Source organism: Micromonospora sp. LOL_015 (genome assembly GCF_048060275.1).
Classification (GTDB): domain Bacteria; phylum Actinomycetota; class Actinomycetes; order Mycobacteriales; family Micromonosporaceae; genus Micromonospora_E.
Genome location: NZ_JBHMIO010000006.1, coordinates 145025 through 165223 on the forward strand (window position 1 = coordinate 145025; position 20199 = coordinate 165223).

16 protein-coding genes and 1 pseudogene are annotated in these 20199 nt (G+C 69.7%); 8 read left to right on the plus strand and 9 right to left on the minus strand.

Going from position 1 to position 20199, the window contains the following annotated elements:
- The first annotated feature begins 96 nt into the window (after positions 1-96).
- The 3 genes from ACFHWU_RS08675 to ACFHWU_RS08685 are packed head-to-tail and all read left to right on the plus strand — an operon-like array spanning position 97 to position 2905.
- Positions 97-900: an ABC transporter ATP-binding protein gene (locus ACFHWU_RS08675; RefSeq protein WP_416553025.1), complete on the plus strand. Its 804-nt coding sequence runs from the start codon at positions 97-99 to the stop codon at positions 898-900.
- The gene (locus tag ACFHWU_RS08680) at positions 897-2294 is read left to right on the plus strand and encodes a hypothetical protein (RefSeq protein WP_416590249.1); all 1398 of its coding nucleotides are present in this window, start codon (positions 897-899) and stop codon (positions 2292-2294) included. Before ACFHWU_RS08675 ends, ACFHWU_RS08680 begins: the two co-directional genes overlap by 4 nt.
- On the plus strand, positions 2291-2905 hold the full coding sequence (locus ACFHWU_RS08685) for a hypothetical protein (protein WP_416590250.1): 615 nt from the start codon (positions 2291-2293) through the stop codon (positions 2903-2905). Before ACFHWU_RS08680 ends, ACFHWU_RS08685 begins: the two co-directional genes overlap by 4 nt.
- Positions 2906-2940: 35 nt before the next feature.
- Here the strand turns inward: ACFHWU_RS08685 and ACFHWU_RS08690 are convergent, their stop codons facing one another.
- Complete coding sequence (locus tag ACFHWU_RS08690; protein ID WP_416590251.1) at positions 2941-3321, minus strand: hypothetical protein; 381 nt, start codon at positions 3319-3321, stop codon at positions 2941-2943.
- A gap of 108 nt (positions 3322-3429) precedes the next feature.
- Positions 3430-3843, minus strand: a complete 414-nt coding sequence (locus tag ACFHWU_RS08695; RefSeq protein WP_416553032.1) for a hypothetical protein — start codon at positions 3841-3843, stop codon at positions 3430-3432.
- A gap of 390 nt (positions 3844-4233) precedes the next feature.
- On the opposite strand from ACFHWU_RS08695, the gene ACFHWU_RS08700 reads away from it, so the two are divergent.
- The 3 genes from ACFHWU_RS08700 to ACFHWU_RS08710 all read left to right on the plus strand — a co-directional run bounded on the left by ACFHWU_RS08700 (position 4234) and on the right by ACFHWU_RS08710 (position 8924).
- Positions 4234-4575: a DUF4212 domain-containing protein gene (locus ACFHWU_RS08700; RefSeq protein ID WP_416590252.1), complete on the plus strand. Its 342-nt coding sequence runs from the start codon at positions 4234-4236 to the stop codon at positions 4573-4575.
- Positions 4572-6257 carry a sodium:solute symporter family protein gene (locus ACFHWU_RS08705; protein ID WP_416590253.1) on the plus strand — a complete coding sequence of 562 codons (1686 nt, stop codon included), beginning with the start codon at positions 4572-4574 and terminating at the stop codon, positions 6255-6257. The genes ACFHWU_RS08700 and ACFHWU_RS08705 overlap by 4 nt, the downstream gene beginning before the upstream one ends.
- 195 nt (positions 6258-6452) lie before the next feature.
- Positions 6453-8924 carry a low temperature requirement protein A gene (locus ACFHWU_RS08710; protein WP_416590254.1) on the plus strand — a complete coding sequence of 824 codons (2472 nt, stop codon included), beginning with the start codon at positions 6453-6455 and terminating at the stop codon, positions 8922-8924.
- A 49-nt stretch (positions 8925-8973) separates the two neighbouring features.
- Here ACFHWU_RS08710 and ACFHWU_RS08715 read toward each other — a convergent pair whose 3' ends face one another.
- A complete protein-coding gene (locus ACFHWU_RS08715) occupies positions 8974-9510 on the minus strand; it encodes a DinB family protein (protein ID WP_416590256.1) in 537 nt (178 codons plus the stop codon).
- Positions 9511-9596: 86 nt separating this feature from the next.
- Here ACFHWU_RS08715 and ACFHWU_RS08720 point away from each other — a divergent pair, with 86 nt between their 5' ends.
- The gene (locus ACFHWU_RS08720; RefSeq protein ID WP_416553042.1) at positions 9597-10121 is read left to right on the plus strand and encodes a MerR family transcriptional regulator; all 525 of its coding nucleotides are present in this window, start codon (positions 9597-9599) and stop codon (positions 10119-10121) included.
- A 154-nt stretch (positions 10122-10275) separates the two neighbouring features.
- Here ACFHWU_RS08720 and ACFHWU_RS08725 read toward each other — a convergent pair whose 3' ends face one another.
- The 5 genes from ACFHWU_RS08725 to ACFHWU_RS08745 all read right to left on the minus strand — a co-directional run bounded on the left by ACFHWU_RS08725 (position 10276) and on the right by ACFHWU_RS08745 (position 17018).
- Positions 10276-12420 carry a cellulase family glycosylhydrolase gene (locus ACFHWU_RS08725; protein ID WP_416553044.1) on the minus strand — a complete coding sequence of 715 codons (2145 nt, stop codon included), beginning with the start codon at positions 12418-12420 and terminating at the stop codon, positions 10276-10278.
- A 288-nt stretch (positions 12421-12708) separates the two neighbouring features.
- Entirely contained in the window at positions 12709-13881 is a 1173-nt protein-coding gene (gene ispG / locus ACFHWU_RS08730; RefSeq protein WP_416553046.1) for a flavodoxin-dependent (E)-4-hydroxy-3-methylbut-2-enyl-diphosphate synthase, read from the minus strand.
- A gap of 6 nt (positions 13882-13887) precedes the next feature.
- Positions 13888-15135, minus strand: a complete 1248-nt coding sequence (locus tag ACFHWU_RS08735; protein ID WP_278167803.1) for a M50 family metallopeptidase — start codon at positions 15133-15135, stop codon at positions 13888-13890.
- Complete coding sequence (dxr, locus tag ACFHWU_RS08740; protein WP_416568498.1) at positions 15135-16328, minus strand: 1-deoxy-D-xylulose-5-phosphate reductoisomerase; 1194 nt, start codon at positions 16326-16328, stop codon at positions 15135-15137. The genes ACFHWU_RS08735 and dxr overlap by 1 nt, the downstream gene beginning before the upstream one ends.
- A 63-nt stretch (positions 16329-16391) precedes the next feature.
- Positions 16392-17018: a Uma2 family endonuclease gene (locus ACFHWU_RS08745; protein ID WP_416568469.1), complete on the minus strand. Its 627-nt coding sequence runs from the start codon at positions 17016-17018 to the stop codon at positions 16392-16394.
- A 178-nt stretch (positions 17019-17196) separates the two neighbouring features.
- Between ACFHWU_RS08745 and ACFHWU_RS08750 the strand changes: the two are divergent.
- A pseudogene (locus ACFHWU_RS08750) lies at positions 17197-18012 on the plus strand (YhjD/YihY/BrkB family envelope integrity protein); the annotation flags it as partial.
- Here the strand turns inward: ACFHWU_RS08750 and ACFHWU_RS08755 are convergent.
- Positions 17990-20185 (minus strand): MMPL family transporter, encoded by a 2196-nt coding sequence (locus ACFHWU_RS08755; RefSeq protein WP_416568470.1) that lies wholly within the window; start codon positions 20183-20185, stop codon positions 17990-17992. The pseudogene ACFHWU_RS08750 and the gene ACFHWU_RS08755 overlap by 23 nt on opposite strands.
- Between the last annotated feature and the right edge of the window lie 14 nt (positions 20186-20199).

Here is a 20199-nt window from a genome sequence, read left to right on the forward strand (position 1 = left end):
GCCGACCGGGCCGTACGCACGTGCGGCCGATCGGTTCCATTTCCCACCTGGCGGTGATCTGCCAGGTACCAAGAGTGTCCACTCAAGGAGAGATTCATGATTCGTGCGGTCAGCGCGGCAGAGACCGCACCCTCCACGTACGCGTGGGCGGTGCACACCGAGCGCCTGGTCGTTCGGGCCGGCCGGCACCTTGCCGTCAACGGGCTGGACCTGGCGCTGGGCACCGGCGTACACGGCCTACTCGGCCCGAACGGCGCCGGAAAGACGACCCTGATGCGGGCCCTCGCCACGGTGCTGAAGCCGGCCGGTGGCCGGCTGGCCCTGCTCGGCGAGGACGTGACCGGCCGGGCCGATCTGCGCCGAGTCCGCCAGCGCCTGGGTTACCTGCCACAGCATTTCGGCTTCTATCCGCGCTTCACGGTACGGGAGTTCGTCGAGTACATGGCCTGGCTCAAAGAGATGCCGAAGGCCACCGTTCCCGGTGCCGTGCAGCGCGCCGTCGACCGGGTCGGTCTGACCAGCCGGGCCGACTCAAAGTTGAAGACGCTCTCCGGTGGAATGCTGCGCCGGGCCGGAATTGCCCAGGCGATCGTCAACGATCCGGAGGTGCTGCTGCTCGACGAGCCGACCGTCGGCCTGGATCCGGAGCAGCGGCTGGACTTCCGGGAGCTGCTGCGCGAGGTCGGCTCGGACAGCTGCGTGCTGGTCTCCACCCACCTGGTCGAGGACGTCGCCGCGGCCTGCACCGATGTGGTGCTGGTCAACGAGGGCCAGTTGGTCTGGCAGGGCACCCCGGCGCAGCTGGCCGAGCAGGGCAGCGCCGGCGACGCCGGGGACAGCGCCACCGAACGTGGCTACTCGGCGCTGCTGCGCGCGTACCGGGGGAAGGTCCCGGCATGACCGGGCGGATCATGCGGACCGAGGTACGCCGGTCGGCGGTACCCGCCCTCGCCGGACTGCTCGTGGTGGTCGGCGCGTCCGTCACCCTCGCCTCCACCCAGTCCTTCGCCGGCCGGTGGACGCAGCTGGCGATGTACGGACGTGGTTCGCTGCTGCTGTTGTTCCCGCTGGCCCTGGCTGGCGGCGCGTGGCTGGGCCGGCGTGACCGGCAGCACCGGGTCGGCGAGTTGTTCGCCACCACCGTACGGCCGCGCTGGCGACGGACCCTACCGCTCACCGTCGGGTACGCCGCCGCCATGATCGCGGTGTACCTACTGGTCCTCGCCATCGGGACGTTCTGGGTGGCGCCGACGGCCGGTTACTTCCCCGGTACCGTCCTCGGCATCACCGCGGTCGGCGCGCTGGCGATGGTCGCCGCCAGCTGGTTGGGCCTGGCCGCCGGCCGGGCCGTGCCCTGGATCGTCACCGCGCCGGTCCTCGCAGTCGTCGGGTTCGCCGTGGTCGGTCTGATCCCGGACTTCGTCACGAGGTCCAACCTCGACGAATACTTCGTCAAGACCCGGCCGGACCCGTCGGCGTTGCTGCTCATCCCGGCGGCGCCCAACGAAATCGACAATTTCCAGACCATCCCGACCTCGGTCAGTTTGCTGCAGGCGATGTGGTTGACGGCGCTCGCCGGCACCGCGCTGCTGCTGATCGGCGCGGTGCGCCGTGGTGTGCTCGCCCTGGCGGTGCTGCCCACCGTCCTCGGTGCCGCCGTGGCGATCCCGCTGCTGCCCACCAACGGATACACCGGGGCGGCTGTCGTCGACCCCGCCGCCGTCGAGCTGGTCTGCGACGACGACGGCCCGCAGGTGTGTGTCCGCAGGGTGCACGCGGCGGTGCTGCCCGACGTCGTCGGACCGGTCCGGGAGACGCTCGCGGCGCTGGGGGCCAAGCTGCCGAATCCGCCTACGCGTGCGGTGGAGAGCGACCAGCTGGCCGCCTGGGCCGCACCCGAGCAGACGGCGGTCCGCAACGACTCAGACGTGCTGGTCTTCGGTACCCCGGACATCAGCCGGACGGGCCGGGCCGATCTGTCCAGCGGGTACTTTCAGGCGGAGTTGCTGCGGTCCGCGTGGTCACAGGAGTGCGAGGGCGACGAGCCTTACCTGGTGTTCAAGCCGGCCCCGTACCTGGCTCAGGAGGTTGCGGTGGCCTGGTTGGTCGGCGAGCCGCCGCAACCGCAGAGCTGGTGGTCTCCGGAGGACCGGCAGCTGGCCGACGCGTCGTACCTGGCGCTGACGGGTCTGCCGGCCGAGCAGCAGCGACAGGTCGTCGGGCAGGCCCGCGACGCGGCTCTCGACTGCGACTTCGACCGGATCGAGGAGCTGTTGCTGGCAGGTGACCAATGAGGTGGCTGAGCCTGCACCTACGCGCCCGTCGAGTGCCGATGGCCGCCGCCGTCGTCGTCGGTGTCATCGCGCTGACCTGGGTCAGCTGGCCGGTCTTCTCCGACGGACAGACCATCAACACCCGGATGATCAGTGTCACCGTGATGCTCGCGGTCGTCGCGATCGGCACCACGCTCAGCGGCGCCGACGACGCCCTCGACCACACCGCGTCGGTCAGCTGGCCGACCCGCCGGGCCGCACATCTGCTGCTCTGCGCCGCCGCGGTGATCGGGCTGCTGCTGGTCACCACGCTCACCGACGCCCGGTTCGAGCCGCTCGGTGTCGTCGCCCGCAACACTGCCGGGCTGCTCGGGCTCACCGCACTCGGTGCCGCGCTGCTCGGTGCCGCGCTGTCCTGGATCGCTCCGCTGGTCTGGACCATCGTCGCGATCATGCCGTGGATGGGGCCCAGTGGACAGTTGCGGATGCAGCTCGGTGCGTGGCTGGTCCAGCCGGCCGGGACCTCCGCCGCCACGGTCTGCGCGACACTGCTGGCGGTGGCCGGGCTGGTGGCGTATACGGTACGTGGCTGCCCGCTGCGGCCTGCGGCGGAGACGGTGCCGCACAACTGAGTGGCGACTGACCGGCGGCGGTTTCCCGCCGCCGGTCAGCGGTGGCCGGACAGCAGCCGCGAGTTGTACCGCTCGGTCGCCCGCAGCGCCAGGACCGGGCCGGCCACCAGATATGCCACCCAGGTCATCGGCAGGGTGATCAAGCCGATGACGATGAACGTGAGCAGGACGTTGATCCAGAAGAACACCCAGAACGAAACCATCAGTACGATGCCGGTGGCCATCTTGCCGGCGTAGATGTTGCCGATCCCGAAGATGCCGAACAGGCCGGGCACCAGTTCCAGGGCGACCGCCGCGCCGACCGACTTCGGCACCGCGGGGCCGGGGACGGAGGCGTAGCCGCCCGGTTGGTACGGCTGCCCCGAGGTGGGCATCGGCTGCTGCGGCCCCGACTGGTATGGGTTGGGGTAGGTCACCGGCTCAGTCTCCCAGCTCCAATGGAGATCAGCACCGTACGTTCGGTCGTCCGCCGCCGGTCTTCCGTCGCTGCTCAGTGGCCGGCCGGTGGCCGGTCCACCGGGCCGTCAGCGGATCGAGATCAGCCGGATCGCAGTACGCAGCAGCACGACGGCGGCGCCGGCGACCATGACCATCCCGATACCGGGCATCAGCTGCCCCCAGCTGCCGGTGGTCGAGCTGAGGTAGATCAGCCGGGCAGCCTGCCAGCCGATGATGACGGCGACCGCCAGCCCGGGTAGCAGGGCGTGTGCGATGGCCACCTTGCGGTACGGCAGCAGCGCGCCGGCGACGGCGATGAATCCGGCGGACAGCGTCCACAGGCCGGGTCCGGCGGTGCCGGAGAGCGGCCCGAACGGTGTGATCACCCAGGGGAGCAGCGAGCCGACCAGCGCGAGCAGACCGCCGATGATCATGCCGAGGCTGCCGGCGTGCAGGATGCGCCGACGGGCGGGGGCGGCGGTGGATGCGGTGTCAGCCATGACCGGATGCTAGGCCGGGATCCCTGGTGTGCCCCAGCCGGCAATCGGTGAGTGGTCGAGCGGGGCCGCTGGACGGCCAGATAGTCACCACAAAACGCGCGAACCGGGCGACGCTCCCCCGCTCGTCCACGACCGCCGACCGCTCGCAGGCCCGGGTAGACCGTTCACCGCCCCAACCCGGCGTAAGGCAGATCAACTATTGCCTGTCCGGGCCGGGTCACGTTCTCTTCCCAGATTAAGGGTGTGACCGACCGCACAAGCCGTCGGGCGGTCCCGACTGACCGACGGAGGTGCGGATCGGACAGCGGCACAGTCGCGGCACGGTGGCCTGCCGGTCGCCGCGTCACGACCCGTCACCTGCCGTTCCCATAACGACTAGGAGGCCCCACAGTGACTGACGTAACCCCCGATAAGAACGCCGGTGGCGGGGAACCGCCACCGGCGACGTCACCACCGGACAATGGTTGGCGCCAGGAGTACTGGCGCAAGAACCTGCGCCTCATGGTGATCCTGCTCGCCATCTGGTTCGTCGTGTCGTTCGTCTGCGGAATCCTGCTTATCCAGCCGTTGAACAACATCGAGATCCTCGGGTTTCCACTGGGGTTCTGGTTCGCCCAGCAGGGATCGATCTACACCTTTGTCATCCTGATTCTGGTCTACGCGAAGATGATGGACCGGATGGACGACCAGTTCGGTGTCAGTGAGCGACCGGCGGAAGGGGGAGAGAAGTGACCCAGATCCAGGGCTGGACGCTCGGCTTCATCATCCTCACCTTCGCCCTCTACCTCGGCATCGCCTGGCGCAGCCGGGTGAAGGAAACAACCGGCTTCTACGTGGCCGGTCAGGGAATCCCGACCGTCGCCAACGGTGCGGCCGTCGCCGCCGACTGGATGTCGGCCGCGTCGTTCATCTCGATGGCCGGCCTGATCGCGTTCCTCGGTTCCGACGGCTCCATCTACCTGATGGGCTGGACCGGCGGCTACGTGCTGTTGGCCCTGCTCATCGCCCCCTACCTGCGTAAGTGGGGCAAGTTCACGGTCCCGGAATTCGTCGGCGACCGCTACTCGGAGACCGTCCGGACGATCGCCGCCGTGGCCGCGATCATCATCTCCTTCACGTACGTCGTCGGACAGATGCGCGGCGGCGGCATCGTGTTCAGCCGGTTCCTCGGGCTGGACATCACCGGCGGCGTCATCGTCGCGGCGCTGATCATCTTCGCGTACGCGGTGCTCGGTGGCATGAAGGGCATCACCTGGACCCAGGTGTCGCAGTACACGGTACTCATCATCGCCTACCTGATCCCGGCGATCGCGGTGGCACAGCAGATGACCGGGCTGCCGATCCCGCAGGTCACCTTCGGGCAGATCCTCGGCGAACTCAACGCGCTCAGCACCCAGATGGGGCTGAGCCAGTTTACCGAGGCGTTCTCCGCCCGACCGCAGATCGACGTGTTCCTGGTGACAATGTCACTGATGATCGGTACCGCTGGCCTGCCGCACGTGATCATCCGGTTCTACACGACAAAGACGGTCCGGGGCGCCCGCTACTCGGCGTTCTGGGCGCTGTTCTTCATCGCGCTACTCTACACCACCGCACCGGCGGTGGGCGCATTCACCAAGCTGAACCTGCTGCAGGACGTCAACGGCGTGGCGGCGGACTCGCTGCCCAGATGGATCGAGAACTGGGCGGCGACCGGCCTGGTCACGGTCAACGAGAACGCGCAGACGATCCAGACGGTGAGCAACAGCCCCACGTCCGGGGCGGACCTGATCGTCAACAACGACATCCTGGTGTTGGCCAGTCCGGAGATCGCCGGCCTGCCGGCACCGATCGTCGGCCTGGTGGCCGCCGGCGGCATGGCGGCCGCAATGTCGACCGCCGCCGGTCTGCTGCTGGTCATCTCCTCGTCGTTCTCGCACGACCTGTACTTCCGCCGGGTGAAGCGGGACTCGACCGACCAGCAGCGGCTGCTCGCCGGACGGATCGCCATGGGTCTGGCGGTCCTGATCTCGGTGTACGCCGGCATCAACCCGCCGGCGTTCGTGGCCCAGGTGGTGGCGTTCGCATTCGGTCTCGCCGCTTCGACCTTCTTCCCCGTCATCGTGCTCGGGATCTTCTGGAAGCGATGTAATGCGGTCGGCGCGGCATCCGGCATGATCGCCGGTCTCGTCTTCACCGCCAGCTACATGATCTACACCCTGGAGGTCTTCGGCACCTCGGCGAATCCGCACATCTTCGACATCAGCCCGGAGGCCATCGGCACCATCGGTGCGATCGTCAACTTCATCGTCACGATCGTCGTGTCGAAGATGACGGCACCGCCACCGGAGGAAATTTCCGAGATGGTGGAGAGCATCCGTTACCCGGCGGCCCGCCGCGCCGTGCCGGCCGGCTCCACCGGCGACGCGGCCTGACCCGGACCGTCATCTACCCCTGACAGCCCCGGAGGGCGGGCCCCGACAACGACGTCGGAGCCCGCCCTCCGGCCGCTCCGGGCCACGCTGACCCGACCGCCGCACCTCGGCTGCCCTGCCCGGACGGCCCCATCCGGACAGCCGAGGATTCAGCGATCCGCTCCGGTCCGGGGCGATGGTTGCCAGAGTTGGGGCGTGCACGACGACAGCCCGCACCCGCATCCGACCGCCGGCGGTCTCCGCCTGGTGCGCCGGAACCCGCTGGTGACCGGCGACGTCAGCTGGATGGAACTGTTCGTCGACCTGTTTTTCGTGTTCGCTTTCCTGAAGATCACCACCTTGATGGCGGCCAATCTGACCGCAGTCGGCATGCTCCACGGGGTCATGGTGATCCTGCTGCTGTGGCACTGCTGGACCCCGGTCGTCTGGCTCGGCAACGTGGTCCACCTGGACCGGGGCGGTATGCCGCTGATGATGGCCGGCATCGCCACCATCCTGCTGGTGATCGGCGTCTCCGTGCCCGAGACGTTCCTCGACACGCCAGGCAGGCTGCCGGGGCCGGTCATCGTGGTGGTCGGCTACCTGGCGATCCGGGTCGGCGTACTCGCGGTCCTCACCCGGTCCCGCTGGTCGGAAGGTCCGGCCGGACGGCGTCCGGCCGCGATCGCCTGGTTGACGCTCGCCGCGTCGGCGTCGGTCCTGCTGTCCTCGGCGCTGCTGCCGCCGCACCTGCCGGCCCGGTTCGACGCCGACCTGGTCCGGTTGGTCCTGTTCGCCGTAGCGCTGTCCATCGACTTCGTGGTGCTGACCGCGGTCGGTCGCGGCAGTTGGCAGCTCGTCTCCGCGTGGCACCTGGCGGAACGGCACGCGCTGATCGTCCTGATCGCGCTCGGCGAGACGATCATCTCGGTCGGCACCGGAGGCGCGGTCCGCGCCGACATCCCGGTCACCTGGTCGCTGCTCGCCGCCGCCACGCTCGGCCTGATCGTCGTGTCGGCCCTGTGGTGGACCTATTTCGACCTCGCCAAGATCCTCGCCGAACACGCCCTGTCCCGGCGCGCCGGTGCCGGTCAGACCCGGATGGCCCGGGACGTGTACAGCGGACTGCACCTGCCGATGATCGGTGGGCTGATCTTCTTCGCTCTCGGACTCAAACACGCGATCGCCACCATCGGCGGCGGCCCCGAGCATCCCTGGACCTCCGGCAGCTCCGAGCACCCCTGGGACACCGCCGACGTGGTCATCCTGTACGGCGGGGTACTGCTCTATCTGCTGGCGCTGGTCGCCTTCGAATGGCTGTCCGGACGCCTGCTCGGTCGCAGCCCGATCCTCGGCATCGCTCTGCTGCTGGGTCTGCTCCCGGTGGCCACCCGGGTCCCGGTGCTGGGCGCTTTGGCGCTGCTGGCCGTCTGCGTCGTGGCGATGGTGGTCGCCGACCGGACCGTGTTCCATCGCCGGCACACCCAACTGCACCGGCTGGCCGAATCCGAGACGTCCCGGCTGCACGGGGTCACCCCCCGGGAACTCTTTCTCGATCTGGTCTTCGTCTTCGCGTTCATCCAGGTCACCACCCTGATGACCCGCAACGCCTCAGCCCTGGGCATCGTCCGGGGGCTGACCCTGCTGGCGCTGCTGTGGTGGGCTTGGACCTCCTTCTCCTGGCTCACCAACGCGGTCCACACCGAGACGGTCCTGGTCCGCTGCACCACGATCGGCATCGCCGCCTCGATCCTGGTGATCGGCATCGCCACCCCCCAGGCCTTCGAGCCGGCCCCGGGAAGTCTGCCCGGTTCGCTGATCATCGTCGCCAGTTATCTCGCCAGCCAGCTCATGCAGACCCTGCTGATCCTGCAGGCGTCGCGCACCGAGCCGGTGCTGCGGGCGCTCGCCCGGCAGAACGCCGTACCGTCCACCGCCGCGCTGCTGCTGCTCGCCGGGTTCGCCGTGGTCGAGCTGGCGTCACCCGAGCGGCTGGCCGCGAACCCGGCCGTCACGCTGCTCTGGGTCGCCGCGCTCACCATTCAACTCGCCGGCAGCTACCCCGTCGGGGTGAAATCCTGGCGGCCCCGGTCCACCCGGCACTGGGTGGACCGGTACGCGCTGATCATGCTCATCGCGTTCGGCGAGGCAATCATCTCGGTCGGCCTGGCCGTCGCGGACCAGCCGGTCTCCACCAAAGTCATGGTCATCGTCGTCACGTCGGCGGTCGCCGTCGGAGCTCTCTGGTGGCCGTACTTCACCACGATCGACTCGGCCCGGCTCGCCTTGGAGGCGCAGACCGGCGTCGACCGGGCCAAACTCGCCCGGGACGGGTTCACCTACCTGCACCTGCCGATGGTCGCCTGCGTCATCCTGATCGCGTACGGCCTGCACCAAGCCGCAGTGCCGCACGACGACACCGGCACCCGGTTCGGCCACTACGCCTTCTACTGGGGAGTGGGGTTCTATCTGCTCGCCAACCAAATGTACTGGTGGCGGACCTGGCACGCGCTCAGCTGGTACCGGATCGCCAGCGCCAGCGTGGTCATCGTGCTGGCGTTTCCGACCGCCGCACTGCCCGCCGCCTGGACGCTGCCGGCGCTGACCGTGTTCGGGCTGATCTCCGCGGCGGCCGAGTTCCTGCGGGTCGGCGACCTGCGGACTCAGCCGCCCCAGCCGACCCGCTGACGTTCGACGGGGGCGGCCGGCGGGCTGCCAGCGGTAGATCGGCCGCGTTCTACTGGCCGACCGCCCCATCGATGCATTCCCGCAACAGGTCGGCGTGGCCGTTGTGTCGGGCGTACTCCTCGATCATGTGGATCAACACCCAGCGCAGCGAGATCGGGCCGCGCCGGGCGGAGCCGGTGACGTCCAGTCCGGCGGCGTCGGCGACGAAGCGTTCGGCGTACTCGATCTCCTCCCGCCATGCCGCCCACGCCTGGGTGACGGCCGCCGGGTCGGCGACGGAACCGTCGAAGTCGTCGTTGGGTACGGTCTGGGAGTAGAAGCGTGGCGGGGCGTCCTCGCCGGCCATCACCCGCCGGAACCAGTACCGTTCCACGTCGGCGAGGTGCCGCACCAGCCCGAGCAGCGACAGCGCCGACGGCTGCACCGACCGGCGAGCCAACTGCTGCGGGTCGAGTCCACCGCACTTGAGTTCCAGGGTCCGACGGTGCCAGTCGAGAAACCCGGCGAGGGTGGCCCGCTCGTCGCCGAGCCGGGGCGGAATGGCACGCGGATCGGCGGCCGGGTCGGTGAACATGTCGATCGTCATGTCGGCCATCATCGACGGGCTGCTCCGGCACGGCCAGCGAATTCGGCTTGACCTTGGAGCGCGCTCCGAGGTCTACCGTCGTCATCATGACCACGGGCACCAGAGTCGAGATTCTCGACCGCACCAGCTGCGCCGCCGGGGCGGGCGACGCGTCCGGGACCGGTGGATCCGGGGCCGACACATTCGAGACGGCGGTTGAGCGGCCCGGCCTGCGGGTCGCCGCCCTCGCCGCCGCTGTCGGCGTGTCGCCGGACACCGTCCGCTACTACGAACGGGCCGGGCTGCTGCACCCGCCGGAGCGGACCCCCACCGGTTACCGGGTGTACGGCGCCGCGGCGGTCGACCGGCTCCGGTTCATCCGGGGCTGTCAGCGGCTCGGGCTCCGGCTGCGGGAGATCGCCGATCTGCTCGCCGTCCGGGACACCGGTGTTTGCCCGTGTGAGCCGGCGGAGCAGCTACTGCGCCGCCGAATCGCCGAGGTCGACGTGGAGCTGGCCCGGCTGACCGCGCTACGGGCGGAGATGGCCGAGATGGCCGAGAAGCTGCCGACGGCGGCCTGCCCGCCGCCGGTACCAGGGCGATGGTGCCCACCGGATGGGGACGGGAGGTGATCACGATGCTGGAGCTGACCACGCGCTGCGACTGCGAGCCGGACTGCTGCGGGCCGGACTGCTGCTGACCAGTCGGCCCTCAGGGCCGGGTAGGTACCGGGCCGGTGGGTGCCGCCGGGTGTGTCGGCGGCACCCACCGGGTGCTGGGAAGATGTTACGAGGCGGTGCCGGTCACCGACGAACCGTTCCGTACGACGGTGTAGGTGATCGTCGTGCCGCTCCAGAAGTGGAAGGTGAGCGTCACCGGGGAGCCGTCGTTGACCTCGGCGAAGAACTCCGACGTCAGGGTGATGCTGTTCGCGGCGTAGTTCGGCCGGAAGGTGACGTCGAACTCCTTGTACGACGTCCAGTTGTGCGGGCCGGCGTTGGAACCGTCCGCGTACCGCGCCTCCATGGTGGCCAACTGGTCACCGCGGAAGGTCGTCGGGATGTTGAACGACGAGGTGGTACCACTCGCGTTGCTCAGCACCGGCGGGTCGGACGAGATGATGTTGATTCGCCACGGTACGCCGGACGAGAAGCGGGCGTGCAGGGTGGCGTTCACCCCGTACGCCCGGTTGCCGACCAGGCGGGTGACGGTGGACGCGGTCAGCGTCAACTGATTGCCGCTGACCGTGTAGTCGGTCCCCCGGACCAGGTCGGTGTTGCCCTGCCGCAGCCCCTGAAAGGTCAGCCCGTTGAGGTTCAGCGCGAGGGTCTTCGCGGTGACGCCGCCGGTCCGCGGCACGAAGATCATGTCGCTGGCGGCGGTGCCGGAGCGGGTGGTCCAGGCCGACTTGATCTGGGCGATCAGCTCCGGGTCGCTCCACTGGAAGCTGGTCCGGCCGAGGTGCTGGCCGTTGTCCCACAGCTGGGTAGCGATGCCGCGGGTCCGGGTGTGGTAGCCGAAGAACTCGAAGAACTTCAGTTTCTCGCCCTGCTGGATGGTGCCGGTGTGCCGGTCGAAGCCGAGCAGGCCGAACTCACCGATGACGACCGGGATGTCCCGGGAGACGAAGGTGTTCTGTACCCGGTTGAGCGAGTCGATCACGTCCTGCTGGGCGGTGGCGTCAAAGCGGTAGCCACCGGCGACGTTGACGCTGAACGGCCAGTAGCCGTAGTAGTGCACCGTGGCGATCAGGTTGGGGTCGTTCAGCGCGGTGAAAGTGCTGGCGAGCTCGTCGAGCCGGGCCTGGTCGGATGAGGTGTGCAGGGTCGGCAGGATGAGCAGCCGGGTGGCGTTGTTACCGCCAGAGTTGCGGACGATCTGGTGGAACCTGCGGTTCAGCTCGTCGAGCAGCTGGGCGTTCTGGGCATCGCCGGAGCTGTTGCTGAACTGCGGCTCGTTGACGCTCTCGAAGTGCAGCTTTGGCGACGAGTCGCGGAAGGTGTTCGCCAGCTGGGTCCACAGCGCCGAGTAGCGATCCAGGACGCCAGTACGGTTGCTGGGCATCGTGTTGATCCACTGCCACGAATCGTGGTGCAGATTGATCATCACGTACAGGTCCTCGGCGAGGGCCCAGTCGACGATCTGCTTGACCCGGGCGAGCCGGGTGGGGTCGATCGTGTAGCTGGGCGCGCCGCCGTGGTGGTGCGTCCAGGTCGTCGGGATCCGGATGCTGTTGAAGCCCTGCGACTTCACTGTGCGGATCAGGTCCCGGGTGACCAGCGGGTTGCCCCATGAGGTCTCACCGCTGCCGCCGACGTTGTCGCCGGTCGCGTCGAGGGTGTTGCCCAGGTTCCAGCCGGGCTGCATGGCGTCGACGACGTCCTGCGGGTTGCCCGGCGGACGCGGGGTCGCGGTCGGTGTCGGGGACGGCGGCGCGGTGGTCGGCGGCACCGTCGGCGACGGTGGGTCGGTCGGCGGCGGCGTGCTGGGACCCACGCTGCCGGTGCAGGTGACACCGTTGAGCGCGAACGAGGTCGGCGCGGTGTTGCTACCCGACCAGGAGCCGTTGAAGCCGAACGAGACGGTCGCGTTGGTGCCGAGGTTGGCGTTGTAGCTGACGTTGGTCGCGGTGACCTGGCTGCCCGAGCTGGTGATGGTGGCGTTCCAGGCCTGGGTGACCTGCTGTCCTGACGGGAAGGCCCAGGTCAGCTGCCAGCCATTGAGCGGGTCACCCAGGTTGGTGACGTTCACGCTGGCGGTGAAGCCGCCGGGCCACTGGGCGGGCGCCGAGTAGACCACCCGGCAGCCGGCGGCCGCGTGCGCGCTGGCCGCGACGGCGACGCTACCGCCGACCAGCGCGGCGGTCACACCGCCGGCGATCAGGCCAGCACGCCACCGTCTGCCGCGAGCCGTCGTTGTCTGTTGAGTCATGTCGCTCCTCGCCGTGGGGTGTGCCTGCGGGTCAGGCACGGAGGGACGGGCACCGGCGGTCGCAACGAGCAGCCAGCACCAGCGAAGTGGCCGCAGACTAAGTCGGGAGCCTAAACTTTGTCAATCGGCGTACGCCGATGAGAATGTCGCCGGAGGTGCACCCCCCACCAATCCGCCGCTGCCGGCAGACGCCCCCCTGACCGGCACAAAGACGATCCCGTTGGCGGACCGACGTCCGCCAACGGGATCAGAAACGACAGCCGGCCCCGGGCCGGCGCGCGTCACGCCTCAGTGCACCGTGACCGTCGGCCCAGGAAGAAGCTCACGCATCTCCTCCGGCAACTCGGCACCCGTCTCCTCGGCGATCCGTAGCGCCTCCTCCACCAGGGTCTCCACGATCTGCGACTCCGGCACCGTCTTGATCACTTCACCCTTGACGAAAATTTGACCCTTGCCGTTGCCGGACGCCACCCCGAGGTCGGCCTCCCGAGCCTCACCCGGCCCGTTCACCACGCAACCCATCACCGCCACCCGCAGCGGCGCCGGAAACCCGTCCAGCGCGGCGGTCACCTGGTCGGCCAGGGTGTACACGTCCACCTGCGCCCGCCCGCAGGACGGGCAGGAAACGATCTCCAGGCCCCGCTCACGCAACCCGAGCGACTCCAGGATCGCCGTACCGACCTTGATCTCCTCCACCGGCGGCGCGGACAGGGACACCCGGATGGTGTCGCCGATCCCTTCGGCCAGCAGCGCGCCGAACGCCACCGCCGACTTCACCGTGCCCTGGAACGCCGGGCCGGCCTCGGTCACCCCGAGGTGCAGCGGATAGTCGCACTGCTCGGCCAGCAGCCGGTACGCCCGGATCATCACCACCGGGTCGTTGTGCTTGACCGAAATCTTGATGTCCCGGAAGTCGTGCTCCTCAAACAGCGAACACTCCCACAACGCCGACTCCACCAGCGCTTCGGCGGTCGCCTTGCCATGCTTGGCCAGCAACCGCTTGTCCAGTGAACCGGCGTTGACGCCGATCCGGATCGGGGTTCCGGCCGCCGACGCCGCCTTGGCGATCTCGGCCACCTTGTCGTCGAACTGCCGGATGTTGCCCGGGTTGACCCGTACCGCCGCGCAGCCGGCGTCGATCGCCGCGAAGACGTACTTCGGCTGGAAGTGGATGTCGGCGATCACCGGGATCTGCGACTTACGGGCGATCGTCGGCAACGCGTCCGCGTCGTCCTGCGACGGCACGGCGACCCGCACGATCTGGCAGCCGGACGCGGTCAGCTCGGCGATCTGCTGCAGGGTGGCGTTGATGTCCGAGGTCACCGTGGTGGTCATCGACTGTACGGAGACCGGCGCACCGCCACCCACCGGCACCGGACCGACCATGATCCGCCGGCTGGCCCGGCGCGACGCCAACGGCGGCGGCGGCACTGCGGGCACGCCCAGACTGACTGCGGTCACTTCAACTCACCTCGAGAACAGCGTGATCGGGTTGACCACGTCCGCGGTGATGGTCAGCAGCGTGAACGCGCCACCGATCAGCAGAACCGCGTACGTGAGTGGCATCAGTTTGAAATAGTCGACCCGGCCCGGATCGGGCCGGCCGAGCACCGCGTACAGCCAGGACCTGGCCTTCTCGAACCAGGCAATCGCGATGTGCCCGCCGTCCAACGGCAGCAGCGGCAGCAGATTGAACACCCCGACGAAGAAATTCAGCGAGATGAACAGCAGCACGAACAGCTCCCAGGCGTCGTTGGCCACCGCCTCCCCGCCGAGCCGGCTGGCACCGACCACGCTGATCGGGGTGTCGATGTCGCGCTCCGCGCCGGTGATCGACGCCCACAGCGCCGGGATCTTCTCCGGGATCCGCATCATCGCCTCGACGGTGCCGACCGCCATCTGGCGCAGGTAGTCGCCGGTCGCGCCGAACGCCTCGATCGGCCCGTACGTCACCATGCCCGGCTTCTCGATCCGCAACCCGACACCGAGCGCGGCGACCGTACTCAACGGGCCTTCGTCGGTGCCCAGCTCGGGACGCTGCACCGCGGCGAGCTCCGCCTCGACGGTGCCGGTCGTCCCGTCCCGCTCGTAGCGGACGGTCGCCGGCCCCGGATCGGCACCCCGGATCGCCTCCAGCATGTCACCCCAGGTGTCGACCGGGGTGCCGCTCACCGCGAGGATCCGGTCGCCGTCGCGCAGGCCCGCCTGCGCGGCCGGGCTGGCCGGGTCGCCGGCCTCGCAGGCACGGGCCACGTACTCGACGACCACACAGTCGGTGACCGCGACCACCGCCGGCTCCTGACGGGCCTGCTCCTCGGTGGCGGGGAAGTCCGGGTTCGGCAAACCCATGAAGACCGCAGCCAGCCAGAGGGCGACGATCGCCAGCCCGAAGTGGGTCACCGAACCGGCGGACATCACCACCGTCCGCTTCCACACCGGGAAGCGCCACATCACCCGGGACTCGTCGGCGGGTGCCACGTCGTCGTCCTGCGGGGTCATGCCGACGATCTTGCAGAAGCCACCCAGCGGGATGGCCTTGAGGCCGTACTCGGTCTCACCGCGCCGGAACGACCAGATGGTCGGGCCGAAACCGACGAAGTACCGGGTCACCTTCATCCCGAACTTCTTCGCGGTCACCATGTGACCGGCCTCGTGCAGGCTGACCGAGATGAGAATCGCGAGGGCGAAGAGAACCACCCCGAGCAGGTACGCCATCAAGCTCCCTCCGCCGATGCACCGATCAGCTCATGCGCCCGGGTTCGCGCCCAGGATTCCGCAGTGAGCACATCGTCGACCGTACCCGGTTCACCAAAATCCGGTGCCGACTGCAGCACCCGCTCCACCGTGTCGACGATGCCGAGGAACGGTAGCCTGCCGGCGACGAACGCCGCCACGCACTCCTCGTTCGCGGCGTTGTAGACCGCCGGCCGGCAGCGGCCGTCCGCGCCGGCCTGCTTGGCCAGCGCCACCGCCGGGAACGACGTCTCGTCGAGCGGGGCGAACTCCCAACTCTGCGCCCGGGTCCAGTCGACCGGGGCGGCCGCCGCCGGCACCCGGGCCGGCCAGCCCAGGGCCAGCGCGATCGGCAGTCGCATGTCCGGTGGGCTGGCCTGGGCGATCGTTGAACCGTCCACGAACTCCACCATCGAATGGATCACCGACTGCGGGTGGACCACCACCTCGATCCTCGGGTACGGGATGCCGAACAGTTCGTGCGCCTCGATGATCTCCAGGCCCTTGTTCACCAACGTCGCCGAGTTGATCGTGATGACCGGGCCCATGTTCCAGGTCGGGTGGGCCATCGCCTGCTCCGGGGTGACCTCGGTCAGCTCGGCGCGCGCCCGCCCCCGGAACGGGCCGCCGCTCGCCGTCACCACCAGCTTGCGCACCTCGTCGGCGGCACCGGAGCGCAGGCACTGGGCGAGCGCCGAGTGCTCGGAATCCACCGGCACGATCTGGTCCGGGCGCTGGATCGCCGCCCGCACGATCGGGCCGCCGGCGATCAGCGACTCCTTGTTGGCCAGCGCCAGGGTCCGACCGGCCCGCAACGCCGCCAACGTCGGGGCCAGCCCCCGGGAGCCGTCCACCCCGTTGAGCACCACGTCGCACGGCCACTCGGCGAGTTCGGCCATCGCCGACGGGCCGGCCAGGATCTTCGGAATTCGGAACCCACCGGTCGGGTAGCCGCGCCGGGACGCCTCGGCGTAGAAGGCGAGCTGCAGGTCCTGCGCCGCCGAGGCCCGGGCCACCGCCACCACCTCGACCTGCAACTGCAGTGCCTGTACGGCGAGCAACTCGACGTTGCCGCCGCCGGCACCGAGCCCGACGATGCGGAACCGGTCAGGGCTGCGGGTGACGATGTCGACCGCCTGGGTGCCGATCGAGCCGGTGGAGCCGAGCAGGACGATATCCCGTGGGGAGGAAGTCACCGACTCATTGTCCCGTAGCGGCGCAGCCGCCCGGACACCGCGTCACCGTACGCCGTCGTCGGCCTCGTCGAGCAGATCGGCCGGATCGATGGTGAACTCGAACGGCTCCTTCATCACGAACGTGGTCCCGGCCGCAGCCGCCGCCACCGGCCGGTACTCCCCGTCGCTCAGCTCGTGCAACACCAGCGCCGGCACTCGGTTCCGAAGATCCACTCGGAGGAACCAGGCAACGCCGGCTGCGGCGTACTGCCGGGGCCGGTCGATCACGTCCTTGCGCCGGTTGCCGCGCGACACGATCTCGCCCAGCAGTACGGCGTCCGCCACGTCAACGGTCGTCCTGCCGCCACCGGACGTCCGCAGCACGACCAGGTCGGGTATGAACAGGTCAGCCCCGGAAACCACGTTGATCTCCGGATAGGCCCATAGGCCGGCCCTGCGCGCAGCCCGATGCAGCAGGTAGGAAAGCTCCCGCTCGACCGACTGGTGGTCAACTCCGGCATATGGTGTCACGATCACGCTCCCGCTGAGGACCTCGACCTTGGGACCATTGGTCTCCGGCAACAGGTCAAGGGCGAGCTGCGCGGTCCACGGCTCGTCGAAATCGCCGAGTACGTCGAACGACGGCTCACGCCGCGGCTCCGGATCGGGCACGAATGCCGGCTGTGCCAACGTGCTCACCCCTTTCCGCGGGACATGATGCACCGACCAGACTAGCCGCGCCGCCCCGCCACGGCGGCGCACCGGGCCATGTCGGCAAGCCAACCGCCGCCGGACCGGACGGCCACCCCGCGCCGGCCGACCGCCCGTACGGGAGTGGCGACCGCCCCGGTGGGGAATGCTGAGGGACATGGTCTCCCGAGGTCGCCGGCTCGTCCGGGCAGCGTTCCGGCCGCTGCGCGGGCGGGACCTGTCATTGCACGCCGCCTCGATCACCTTCTTCGGCGCGATCGCGGTCGTCCCGGTGGTGCTGCTGGCGATCTGGCTGACCGGACTGTTCGCCGGTGCGGGCCGGATCCGCCGGCTCACCGACCCGGCGATCGACACCCTGCCCGGACAGCTCGGCGCCGACCGGGCCGCCGCCGCCCTGATCGACGCCGGCCTGCACCTTACCCCGGTGCTGGCGCTGGCCGCCGTGCTGCCCGCCTCGCTGTACGGCGAAGGGCTGCGCCGAGCGTTCGTGTCGGTGGCACCACCGCCGGAGCCGGCCGAGTCGATGGTCGGCTGGCGGGGCCGGGTGCTGCTGCTGCCGCTGCTCGGCGCAGCACCGGCGCTGATGCTGCTGGTGCTGCTGGCCCTACCGTCGGCCGCCGGGCTGTTCGCCCGGGGCGGCTGGGCCGGCGCGCTCGGGGTGGTGGTGTCGTTCCTGGCCGTCTGGCTGGGGCTGAGCCCAGTGCTGGTGTGGGTGTTCCGGGTGGTCGGGCCAGGCAAACCGGACTGGCTGGCCACGGTCGCGGTCGGCTCGTTCACCGCCGCCAACCTGTCCGGTTTCCTGCACGGGTTCATCCTGTTCTGCTCGCTGCCGCTGGACCTCGGGGTGCCGTTCGGCGGGCTCGACCAGGTCGGCGCGGCGGTCGCGGTGCTGCTCTGGCTCTACCTGCTGCACGTGATCGTGCTGGCCGGCTACTCCGCCACGCTGGCGTTCAGCCGGTGGCGCCGTCGGCGCCGGCACCGGAGCCGACCGATGCCAACTGCGGCTGCGCCGGGGTCTCGTGCAGCCCGAACCGGCGGTACAGCCGGCCCAACGGACCCGGCGCCCACCAGTTCCACCGACCCAGCAGCCGCATCGTCGCCGGCACCAGCAGCACCCGCACCAGGGTCGCGTCGACGACGATCGCCACGATCATCCCAACCCCGATCAGCTTGATGAACGAGATGCCGCCGGTGGCGAAGCCGGCCACCACCACGATCAGCAGCAGTGCCGCGGCGGTGATGATCCGTCCGGTGTGCTGCAGCCCGGCGGCGACCGACGCGGTGTTGTCGCCGGTGCGGTCCCACTCCTCCCGCACCCGCGACAGCAGGAACACCTCGTAGTCCGTCGCCAGACCGAACAGCACCGCCAACATCAGGATCGGGTTGGTCGGATCGATGAACCCGGTCGGGGTGAAGCCGAGCCAGTCGGCGAAGTGCCCGTCCTGGAACACCCAGACCACCACGCCGAACGAGGCGCCGATCGACACCAGGTTCATCAGTACCGCCTTGACCGGCAACACCACCGAGCCGAACGCCAGGAACAGCAGCACCATGGTGGCGGTGGCCATCAGCAGCGCCATCCACGGCAGGTAGCTGCCGAGGCTGTCCAGCATGTCGATGTCGGCGGCGGTGCGGCCGCCGACGAGGACCTCGGCCCCGGCCGGGGGCGGCAGGTGGCGGATGGCCCGAACCAGTGCCTCGGCCTCGTCGCCGGTCGGCTCGCCGACGTAGCTGACCCGGATCAGCGCCGAGGTGTCGCGTACCGCCGCGATCTGGGCACCGGTGGCGCCCGGCAGCCCGGCGATGTCCTCGGCGAAGGCCTGCACCAAGTCGGGGCCGGCGCCGGAGACCAGCACCTCGATCGGGCCGATGCTGGCGCCGTCGGGGAACTCCCCGGCGATCGTCTCGGCCACCACCCGCGACTGCGCACCGGCCGGCAACACCCGCTCGTCGAAGCCACCGAACTCGGCCCGCAGGAACGGGGTGGCCAGCAGCAGCAGCCCGACCACCACGACGGTGGCGTACCGCACCGGACGCCGCATCACGCTGCGGGCGATCCGGGCCCAGGCGCCGGCCCGGCCGGCCTCCCCCGGCGGTGGCGGCACCGCCCGGCGGCGCCACGGCAACGGTACGGTGAGCGCGTTGATCCGCGGGCCGAGCACCGCCAACAGGGCGGGTAGCGCGGTCACCGAGGCGAGCATGGCGACCAGCACCGCGGCCATCCCGCCGAAGCCGATCCCGGTCAGGAACGGCTGCGGGAAGATCAGCAGGCTGATCAGCGAGGTACCGATGATCAGGCCGGAGACCGCGACGGTACGCCCGGCGGTGGCGACCGTGCGCACCAGCGCTTCCGGGGTCGGGTGGCCGGCGGCCAACTCCTCCCGGAACCGGCTGACCACGAAAAGCGCATAGTCGATCGCCATGCCCAGCCCGATCAGGGTGATCACGTTGATCGCGAACACCGAAACCTCGGTGGCCAGGGTGAGGGCCCGGACCGCCACGAACGCGCCGAGGATGGCGAGCACGCCGACCAGCAGCGGCATCGACGCCGCGACCAGCCCACCGAAGATCAGCACCAGCAGCACCAGCAGGATCGGCAGGGCGATCAGCTCGGCCCGGGTGATGTCCCGGATGGTCTGCTCGTTGGCCTGGTCGAGGAACGGCACGGCACCGCCGGCCCGAGTGGTCAGCCCCGGCGCGTCCAGCAGCGGTCGGATCTGCTCGAAGGCGGCGGTCTTGGCGTCCTCGTCGTCGCCGGCGAGCTGGACCAGGGCGTAGGTGGCCAGCCGGTCGGTGGCGACCAGCGCCGGTGACTCGGTGTCGTAGTAGCTGGTGACACTGGTCACCTCCGGCCGGGTGGCCAGCGACGCCAGGGTCTCGGTGACCGGCTCGCGGAACGCCGGGTCGTCGACGGTGGCCGTGTCACTGCGGTACAGCACCAGCACGTCGACGTCCTGGTTGCCCAGCTCGGCGTTGATCCGCTCCCGGGCCTGCGTCGACTCGGCCGCCGGGTCGGCGAAACCGCCACCGGAGACCGCCCCGAACAGGCCGGTCCCCCAGGTCACTCCGACGACGACCAGCAACGCGGCGGCGGCCAGCACCACCCATCGCAACCGGACCACGGTCCGTCCCCACCATGCGAACACGTCTCGACTATCGC

Bases quoted from the DNA above. Each gene is read 5' to 3' on its own strand.
- ACFHWU_RS08675 (WP_416553025.1), top strand. From the start codon at position 97: ATGATTCGTGCGGTCAGCGCGGCAGAGACCGCACCCTCCACGTACGCG.
- ACFHWU_RS08680 (WP_416590249.1), top strand. From the start codon at position 897: ATGACCGGGCGGATCATGCGGACCGAGGTACGCCGGTCGGCGGTACCC.
- ACFHWU_RS08685 (WP_416590250.1), top strand. From the start codon at position 2,291: ATGAGGTGGCTGAGCCTGCACCTACGCGCCCGTCGAGTGCCGATGGCC.
- ACFHWU_RS08695 (WP_416553032.1), bottom strand. From the start codon at position 3,843: ATGGCTGACACCGCATCCACCGCCGCCCCCGCCCGTCGGCGCATCCTG.
- ACFHWU_RS08715 (WP_416590256.1), bottom strand. From the start codon at position 9,510: ATGACGATCGACATGTTCACCGACCCGGCCGCCGATCCGCGTGCCATT.
- ACFHWU_RS08720 (WP_416553042.1), top strand. From the start codon at position 9,597: ATGACCACGGGCACCAGAGTCGAGATTCTCGACCGCACCAGCTGCGCC.
- ACFHWU_RS08725 (WP_416553044.1), bottom strand. From the start codon at position 12,420: ATGACTCAACAGACAACGACGGCTCGCGGCAGACGGTGGCGTGCTGGC.
- ACFHWU_RS08735 (WP_278167803.1), bottom strand. From the start codon at position 15,135: ATGGCGTACCTGCTCGGGGTGGTTCTCTTCGCCCTCGCGATTCTCATC.